Here is a 9,434-nt window from a genome sequence, read left to right as displayed (position 1 = left end):
CCGCAGGAGTCGACTGCATGCTGAGGGATAAGAAATAATATATAAATTTGAATTCTCGCCTCCTAAACCGGTTCGAAAAAAGGGAGGGTTACAAAAGTATGAAAGCAACTCACGACGGCAGATATTAGTGCCCCAAAACTTAAAAAGCCAGTATTATAGTTCATTTCGGCGAACATAATAAAAGGCGAAATTCTGGGACTCACATTAAAGCATTTTTTCGAGAGAGCCAAATTTATTTATCCCTCACAAATCTAATTTTTAGTTACTTGCTTGATTTCAATCGCCTAGAGCTTAGTTTCCTTCGAGATTCTCTCAATAAATCAACAACACTTCTAGGTTGATTATCCAAAACAATTGGGTCTGTATAATCCAAAATTACATGTAGTTCTGCATTAGCTTCAATAAGCAAATTCAATTCCTTAAACTGTTGATCAGTAATTTCTTTATACGGTACAGATAAACTTTTAAATTCATTTGGAGTAAGCTCTAATACCCCTCCGCCATAATATCGTCCTTCCAATTCAGCTAAGCACATTGTTAATGAATTATAAAAACAAAATGCAAGGGATTTTATTGAATGATTACTATTGACATTGATTCTGTAAAATGAATCTGTAACATTGGTTCCAGAACTGTTGACGATAACCTTAGGATATTTGTCGGAGCGTTTTATAAAAAAGCCGTCGGATTGCCAGATACTAGGTACGTTATACCAATTTTTTCTTCTGATCATCTTATAACGTTGATCTAAACTTTTACCTTCTGCATCTCTAATTTCTTTCCCTAAACCAATGTATTTTTTTTCGATATGACTAAGCGTTATTAGAGGTTTGTTAGGAAAATTTACAAAATTTACCCTTTTGTCATTTTCTAATAGTGAGTTAAAATGATCGGTTGAAAATTCTAAAGTATGAGGGACTGCTGTTCCTTTTGGTAAAATAGGTTTTATTAAACTTTCTATTTCATTTAGTTTATGAAATAGTACGTCGGTTTGGCTTAGAATAAAATAGTCATTTGCCGCAGTTACAATTCCTACTTCTACCTTGTCACAATATGACTTAATAGTTCCTATTCCAGAGCGTAAATTATGAATTAAATTGAGTTCCTCATCAGATAATATATAATTTGTCCATTTATCAAGATTAGTCCGATGTATATTGCTATATTTTTCTGTAAATTTTGGTTCTTTTAAGTCGTTTAATGAATCAACTTGAAAAAAGGAAACACCTCGTAATTCTTTTTGGCTAGATTTTTTATAACCAATCAATGCAATAACATCTTGTTCTATACCGTCAAATATGAGCTCATTAAAAGCAAAGACCTCAACCTTCTCGAACTCACAACGAATTAGCTCCCTAAGTTCTTTTGTATATTTTACTTGCAGTATTTCAGCTGGTAATACAAAGCATAATATGCCTCCGTCGTTAAGAGACATCACGCTAGCCTCAACAAAGGCTGGCCAGATATTTTTAATATTTCCTTTTGATACTATTTTATTACTATACTTCCTCGCTAGATGATGAACTGATTCACAAAACCCAATACTGTCTTCATTCATGTTTTTTTTGTTCACATAGGGTGGGTTGCCGATTATTATATCAAATTTGCATTTTTGGCTTAAAAAATACTCTAAAAAATCACCACAATAGCTTGATGAATTTATACTTGGTATCTCTTGTAAATATTTATAGGTCTTTTCCAATTCCGCCTTATTGATATCTACCACTTTCACATTCAAGTTGTAAGATGAGAAAAGATCAATTTTTTCAATCAACGAGAGAATAAACTGACCATCACCACAGCTAGGTTCTAAAATACTAAGGTCGTCTATTGTTTTAATTGATGTAGCAATATGGGCGATTAGAAAATCTGATAAAATCTTCGGTGTATAATATGATCCAGTTTTTTTATTTTCTGTCATCGATGTATCTGGTCTGCGTTGTAAGGGTTGATTTTACTTTCTTCAATCAATAAGAATGAGGTTTCTATTACATTTAGGAATACTTTAATAAGTGGATTGCTTGGATCCTTAAGTGAGAATTGATATAAAGTATCACGCGTTATTTCGAATTGTTTTTTTAATTCCTCGGTTAACTTATTTTTTCGCCTTTCCAAAACTAATTGAGGTCGATTTAAAAATATTCTTTGAATTATATATTTACCAGCAACGAAGTCACTTTTCAGTTTATAATCAGATTCCACAAAAAAAATTTCAGAATAATCGACTTTTGAAGGATCTGGGAAAGAATTATTATTAAAATTTTCATCAGGGTCATTTGGCCAAGCATTTCCTTTAAAGCAGTTGCAAATTGAGCATGCGTAGTAAAGATTCGAATAATCGTGCTCTAATGCAATAAAGGCAGGTAAGGACTTAGGTTTGTAGTGCTCTACATGAAAATTCCTAACGCCTCCAAAGGATCTATTGTTTATTGCACAATAAACACATTGACCTTTCGCTTCAAATGATAATTCCTCTTTCCAATCACTATAATAAAGGCCTTTAGTAGGCCTGGGGGATGTCTCTTTTGGAATTCGAAACCAATTCATCAATTATTATTTAAATATTTCAACAATACTTCATTCATATCCTTTATCTCTTCAATTTTTCGCTCTAAAAGTATTAAGTATTCTTCACGACTCTTAAGCTCTTCACTTAGATGTGGCAATGTCAATCTAGTTTGTATTGTATGTAATTCGCTTTTTTCAGGTTCAGTAGCGTCACCCAATGCATACTTTTCCGAAAGTTCCCCAAGTCTACTTAATTCATTGTTAAATTCTGTATAAAAAGATATACCTGATTTTACAAAAAGATTTAGATAATTGTCAAGATCGCTATCGAATTTTGATTTTCCCAAAATCAAATTAAAGTAGCTTAGCGAGGCTTTCAATTGATCGGTTATTTCCACATTTGTGAGACAGAATATCGGTAAGTCCTTGAAATAATTTCTAAGAAAAACTACTAAATCAGATCCAAAATAGTCAGCAAATCCACCACCGACTAGTGGCCCTTCATCTAAACGTTCATCTGTGATTAGGACACTAATTTCATTCTCTAAGATCCATGATCTATAAGATTCCTTATCAGCAAAAGGTTTAGTGTCAATAATTTGCCACCCAGGGTAAGATATTTCAAGTACGAGATCAAGTTTAAGTTTAAACGCTCGTCTTGCTTCATCCTTGTCATCAATTAGACCAATATTTTTCATAAATTTATTTTCGTGGTAACCAAATATTAAATTGGGCGCCCTTAATTTCGTCATCTGAAGTCAAAGTTATTTCACCTTCTAGTTCAGTAACGATTGACTTCACAATAGCTAGTCCTAACCCAGTTCCGCTCTGCCTTTCTTTTTTCCCAATTTTTGTTGTAAATAAGGCGGTCCAAATTTTTTCATGATACTCTGGTGCAATTCCAGGCCCAGAATCTGAAACAGACATCACCATTCCTTTGATGTCATTTCTATTTTCATGGCTAAGTAAAATCTTTATTTTTCTTTCCCTTTCAGAATTAGGTACTGCGCTAAATGCATTTGTTAAAAGATTGAGAAGAATAGACTCTATATCCATTGCATGTGTAAGCGCAACCACCCTTTCAAGCTTGCTTTCGACTTTAATTTCGAGGGCATCTAAGGCGGGCTTTATTTGCTCTAAAACTCTTTTTATAATATCTGTCACGCTTCTATTTCTTGGCTTTCTTTTGTCTTTCTCTATCCTCGATAAGGCGAAAACGCCCCAACTTGAAATCAGTTTTGCCTGTTTTAGTGCAACGGTGAGTTGCTCAACAGCAATATCAATATTAGGGATAGGTTTGGTTAGATATCCCTTCGCATTACTTGCAGAATCTTGGAAAACAGTTATAGCACTTTCTGTTTCATGACCGAATACAGCAGAAGATATTCCTAAAGTCGCTAATGCACTTAGTACTCTTTTTTCTTCTAAAAGGTCTTCAAAAGTTTTTTCCGTTTCATCAATAACATTCTCTATGGTGTCTATGGTACTAACTAAGCTCAATGCTCTCGGGTCGCTTTTATTTTCGAGGCTACTTTTTATAGCTTCAATATTTTCAACCACCGATAATAATCTTGCTTTAACTGAGTTTATATGCTTATTCGTAGACTCACTTTCAACAATTTTTTCCTGACTTTTTTTATTTATATCTACTCTATAAGCAGAAAGGAGTGTTATTGATGCATTTATTAGATCTTTAAGATCATAAAAGGCTTTATTTTCAACTAATCCCTCTCTCGACGCGCTATCTTTCAATAGTGAATTTTCATCTCGAGTAAAATAAGCATATCCAACAATATTATTAGATCCAGCTCTATAAGATTCTCTGCTTAGCCCTGCTGGGTCTTTCGATTTTTCCGAATCCAACCCTAACCAGTCTTGTCCGAATTGGCTATTTGAAAATCCATACGGTTTAACGACTACCTTATCACGATATAATTTAACACCATAGTTTTCCGATAAAAAGTCTTTCAGGTTGGTAAGTGAAAAAGTCGTCCCCTGAAGCATGCTTGATTTCCTAACAAAGAAATATAGGTTCAATTCAATTGGTCCGCACTCCAAAGGTTTATACTTCTCTTGTTGCATAAATTGCTTTAAAGAAAATATTTCTGTTTTATTTTTTAGCGGATTGATTTTGTTTTGAAATTCGTATATCAAGTTGTCTTTTCCATCATACTGTAACGTTAACTGTATTTCAGCTGTCGAATATATTGCGGAGGTAACTTGCTTTGAATACGCTGGATTAATATCATTCTTGATTTCTATTTCAAATTCATTACTAAATATTGGAGAAAAATAAGACAATTCTTGATATAGGTTTTTTATGTCTATTTCTTCCCATTCAGTCCTTAAAGAAGCGATTGTCATTTCTGTACCAGTACTTCTGGGAGGCTCATTTTCTTTTATCGGTATTTTAATTATTCCATCATTTATATCCTTTAATTCAATATCACCTATTGCTTTGTCGCTAACATCAAAATTATCCCAATTAACTTCAAGCCCCTGAAGCGAATCGTTCGATGATTTTGAAAGCATTCTGAGACTAGATCCTAATCTATCAGACGCTATTCTTCCAATTCCTTTCTCACCAGTTTTTCTTCTTCCATTTTTGCTGATTTTGGATTTTTTCTTCTCAGAAAAACCAATTCTTAACCAATTATCTTCTATTTCCTTAGCGGTCATTCCAAAGCCGTTATCCGCAATTCTGATGTATTTTTTTTCGCTTTTTGCATAAATTTCAACCTCAACCTTTGAAGCATCAGCATCAAAACTATTCTTAATTAATTCAACTAACGCCGTTGTGTGATCTTTGATACTATCTCTACCTAATTGTAAGATCAGTCGTGCATCGATAAAAAATTTTCTGCTCATATTTTTTTATAAAGCGTTAAGTTTGCTAATTTAGATGTTTTCTATTATAAATATAAAAGACTTCGGTATATGTTATTGTTTAAAGTACAGTGCTGTGTATATTTTGATTAACCTTAATAATGTCGTTTTTTATTTTCTTGTAAAATAGTGTTTTATTTATAAATATTTAGGTAATTAATAAATCTTATTATCCGAGTAATAGCGTTAGAAATCTGCAAGTGAGATTTATTTTGAATATTCACTTCAGATTGGCACAAATAGTTTTTTCTCTACTAAATATTATTACTGTGATAATATCAATGAACCACTCTAATAAATCAAATAATACTTTCATTTATTAGAGTGCTTTATACTACAAGTATTCAGTTGGATTGAACAAGAAATTGACAGTATATCCTTATCAACCAGCGTGGCATTTCGTATTGATTTCTTGCTCATCTCATGGCTGGTAGGCTGGCCTTATAATTTCTACGTTCAAACAGAGGCTAGACTTACTGACCCTTCCTATGCCGATCAATTAGGATTCTTTCCCACAAAATTCGCTGCAGATTTATTTATTTTATGTATTTCAATTATGGCCGCTAACATTGTAGTCATACGAATCAGGCAGGGAAAGCAATAAATAATTGTTATCCTACTTTATGATTTTAGCTATGCTAAGATTTCTGCCTTTCATCTTTACTGTTATGGCGAGTAGACAATTGTGCAAACTGTCTACCTTACTTAGGATTCAAGGCTTTGTGTTTTTCAGATAGGCTTCAAATGCGAGAAATAGCCGGTGCAATTCTCCTTTTACGTCTTCTTCAGTAAGATGAAGTTGCATAGCGATTTGTTCAACTGTCAATTCATCATACACATTCAGCCGGAAAATGTCCTGCCTGTTTTCAGGCTGAGTTTCGAGCCATATTTCAATGCAATCAAATAATGCCGGATCTGCTTTGATCTGCGATGGCTGCAGTAACAGATAGGCTAAAGCCATAATAGCCAACACCCTGTCAGGATGATTCTCTGGCAGTTCATAATAAATTGTTAACTCGTGTTGCAGTTCCTTCACCAGATTTGGATATATTTCCGGATAAAGATGCTTAGTCCTGTTTTTCCAGAAGGCAACCATCACTTTCATGGTCATTCCCGCTGCGATTTCCCGATCTCTAAGCGCATGGAATAGGGCGTTGTATAGTTCTTTCCACTTTCTTTGATAAATTTCATTAAAAGCTTCCCGGTTCCCAAGGCTGAGGCTCATCATCAGCTCCGCCTCTGATGAGTTTTTAAAATATTCACTTGACTTCATAAGCGTAATTAAAATTGCTAAGCTGGAGCAACTTTATCAGGTTTTATATGTGGTTAAAATTAAATTCTCGTCAATATTCATCACCAAGCCCGGCAGAATTCTGGCTGTTAGTTTTCGCTATTTTTCCAATGCAAAACAAGAGGGGGTTCTTATTTTTATTACAAATCTAATAGATCAAATAAATTTTCCAAATGTATAAATCAAGCATTTTTAGCTAAATCATTTTAAGATTAACCAATCTGAATATTTTTATTGAAATAAATTCCTAACATGCAAATGTTTGATATTCAGTATACTAATTGACCTAAAAAAATCCACTTCCTTATTTTATGGCAATGTCTCAATTGTACATGTACTACACCTAAAAGTAGATTAACTTTGATCATAGTTCAGTGTTGAAATAACTAACCCACATCCCATTCATATCATGGTTTTCAAGAAAATTAGTAAAATGCATGTTGGGGATAATATGTTACTCATTGTTGTTAATAAATGGATATATTAAAATTTTTAATATATCCATTTTTACTTTATCAGGAGTTAGAATAACCAACAGGCACTTTGCAGGTAAATAAAATTACTTTGAAGAGAGTGGTCAGGAAAACTATTCAGGAAGGAGATTGCTCAATTTTTTGTGAAATAGTAGAATACCTGCAATGGCCTTATCAGTGGCAGGATTAATAGCAATATCTAAAACGTTTCAAATGAAATCACTACTTATATCTATTATGTTCATTACTACGCTTTTTTGTGGATGTAGAAATAGTGAACAAAAACAGTCAATTACAATAACAGGTAATCTGCAAGGCTTGCCGGATGGAAAAATTTTTTTGATCAATGTGGATAACGGAAATAAGGTGATCGACTCAGGAGTAATCGATAATGGTAAATTCCAAATAATAACTGATAAAAAAAATAGATTTTTAACGGTAAATCTGATGGCGAAGGACCTAACAGACACCACAAGATTATTTGCGTATCCTACCCACAAGCTTCACCAGGGTAAGCCGAACGCATTTGGTTATTTTATCTTAGAAGATGGTATCTGTGTGAATGGCAGATTGGTAGACTTCAATTTTAAAGCACCAGGTAAATTGAAACTCGTCAACGTTAGTGAACCGGTTAATGGAAAACAATCATGGGTACTATATAACGTGACACTTGATTTTCCGACATCTTCAGTTGATACATTAAGATTTAATAAATTCAAAGAAAACGTTTTGAAATATCCATATTCTTACTATTTATTAAACGCCATCAGTGAAGATATCAGTTTGCTAACTAACAGACAATTAAAGGAAACATTGCAACTATTTGACAAGGATATAAAAGAAACAAGACTATGGAAAAGGTTACTAAATCTAAGTAGGGAAACTGTTAAAAATGATTCTATAAATTTCAAATTTATTAATAGTGAAGGAGATAGTATTTCAATGCTGAAACCCAAGGATCGTACCTTAAATATAATTATAATTTGGGCATCCTGGTGTGGACCTTGCATAAAAGAAATTCCTCTTTTAAAAAGAGTATATGAAATTAGTATTACAAAGAAAAATCTTAATATGATCTCAATATCAGTTGATACATCTTTTGAGAACTGGGATAATGCCGTAAAGAAATATAAGATGCCCTGGACACAGCTCATTTCGACAGATGCTGAAGAAACTCGTAAATTGTTTTTTCATTATAAAACGCCTTCAATTTTGCCAACCATTTTACTACTTGACAGCCAGGGTAATCTTTTAGATAAAATCACATCACACAATTCTAATAAAGAGTTTATTGAAAAAATAAATAATAGCATCGACATATTCACAAACTAAAAAAATCCTCAGTCTTATTTTATGGCAATGTCTCAATTGTACATGTACTCCACTTAAAAGTAGGTTAACTTTGATCACCAAAGAATCAAACATGCAATTGCCACCGTCAAAGCAGCTTTCGAATCTGGTTAAACATTATCTGTATCTAGAAAGCCAAACTACAAGTATCAAGACCTTCCGTCTTTTTACCGATGGAAATACAGGGATGGTATTTTCATTCAGAAACAGGCTGATCGCTAAGATCAATACATTGAACGCTACAGATGAGTTGCCGGATGCTTTTATTTATGGTCAGATCAATACGTTTAAAAACCTTTTCAGTGTCGACAAGACCTCATTGTTAATCGTTGTCTTCCATCCTCACGGACTTAACCAGTTACTGGGAATTCCAGCGCATGAACTCATGGATGAAATTATAGACCTACGGTCCTTGTCTGGTGCTGAAGGAAGCATAGTGATGGATAGTTTGTTAGATTGTACGAGTATTCCTGAACGCATTCAATTGCTAGAAGCTTTTTTAATCAGGTTATCAAAGAATCACATCGCCAAGTCTCAACAAATTGTGCTGTCGTCAATTCATCGTATTGTTACCTGTGGAGGATTAATGACCGTTAACCAGTTAGCGCACTATACAGGTTATACCAGTAAAAGTATAGAGCGCAAGTTCCTGGAAATTGTAGGTATTCCACCCAAAAGATTTGCGAACACCATCAAGCAGAATATTTATTTAAAAGAATTGCGCGATGGTCCAAAAGATAAACTGACCGATCTGGCTTTTAAAGTAGGCTACTATGATCATTCCCACGCCTTTAAGGAGTTTAAAAAAAATACAGGAGTTACGCCGCTACAGTATGTAGGAAACCTCAAAGCTCTGGCCTTAAACTTACTGGAGTTTCCTACAGATGCTCCTGGTTTGCAAGCCAACAAAGAATAAAAAAATAGTA

7 protein-coding genes are annotated in these 9,434 nt (G+C 33.7%); 2 read left to right on the top strand and 5 right to left on the bottom strand.

Annotated elements, in window-relative coordinates:
* Positions 1-262: 262 nt before the first annotated feature.
* The 5 genes from OQX62_RS16305 to OQX62_RS16285 all read right to left on the bottom strand — a co-directional run bounded on the left by OQX62_RS16305 (position 263) and on the right by OQX62_RS16285 (position 6,667).
* On the bottom strand, positions 263-1,921 hold the full coding sequence (locus OQX62_RS16305; protein ID WP_265832680.1) for an Eco57I restriction-modification methylase domain-containing protein: 1,659 nt from the start codon (positions 1,919-1,921) through the stop codon (positions 263-265).
* Positions 1,918-2,547: an HNH endonuclease gene (locus OQX62_RS16300; protein ID WP_265832679.1), complete on the bottom strand. Its 630-nt coding sequence runs from the start codon at positions 2,545-2,547 to the stop codon at positions 1,918-1,920. Before OQX62_RS16300 ends, OQX62_RS16305 begins: the two co-directional genes overlap by 4 nt.
* Positions 2,547-3,206 (bottom strand): hypothetical protein, encoded by a 660-nt coding sequence (locus tag OQX62_RS16295; protein ID WP_265832678.1) that lies wholly within the window; start codon positions 3,204-3,206, stop codon positions 2,547-2,549. Before OQX62_RS16295 ends, OQX62_RS16300 begins: the two co-directional genes overlap by 1 nt.
* Positions 3,207-3,210: 4 nt before the next feature.
* Positions 3,211-5,376, bottom strand: a complete 2,166-nt coding sequence (locus OQX62_RS16290; RefSeq protein ID WP_265832677.1) for an ATP-binding protein — start codon at positions 5,374-5,376, stop codon at positions 3,211-3,213.
* 730 nt (positions 5,377-6,106) lie between these two features.
* Positions 6,107-6,667 carry an RNA polymerase sigma factor gene (locus OQX62_RS16285; protein ID WP_265832676.1) on the bottom strand — a complete coding sequence of 187 codons (561 nt, stop codon included), beginning with the start codon at positions 6,665-6,667 and terminating at the stop codon, positions 6,107-6,109.
* 704 nt (positions 6,668-7,371) lie between these two features.
* Between OQX62_RS16285 and OQX62_RS16280 the strand changes: the two genes are divergently transcribed.
* Together OQX62_RS16280 and OQX62_RS16275 are read left to right on the top strand one after the other, a co-directional pair.
* Entirely contained in the window at positions 7,372-8,490 is a 1,119-nt protein-coding gene (locus tag OQX62_RS16280) for a TlpA disulfide reductase family protein (protein ID WP_265832675.1), read from the top strand.
* A 70-nt stretch (positions 8,491-8,560) separates the two neighbouring features.
* Positions 8,561-9,424, top strand: a complete 864-nt coding sequence (locus OQX62_RS16275; RefSeq protein ID WP_265832674.1) for a helix-turn-helix domain-containing protein — start codon at positions 8,561-8,563, stop codon at positions 9,422-9,424.
* The last annotated feature ends 10 nt before the right edge of the window (positions 9,425-9,434 follow it).

Source organism: Pedobacter sp. MR2016-24 (genome assembly GCF_026239655.1).
Lineage (GTDB): Bacteria > Bacteroidota > Bacteroidia > Sphingobacteriales > Sphingobacteriaceae > Pedobacter.
This window is presented reverse-complemented; position numbering and strand designations above follow the sequence as displayed.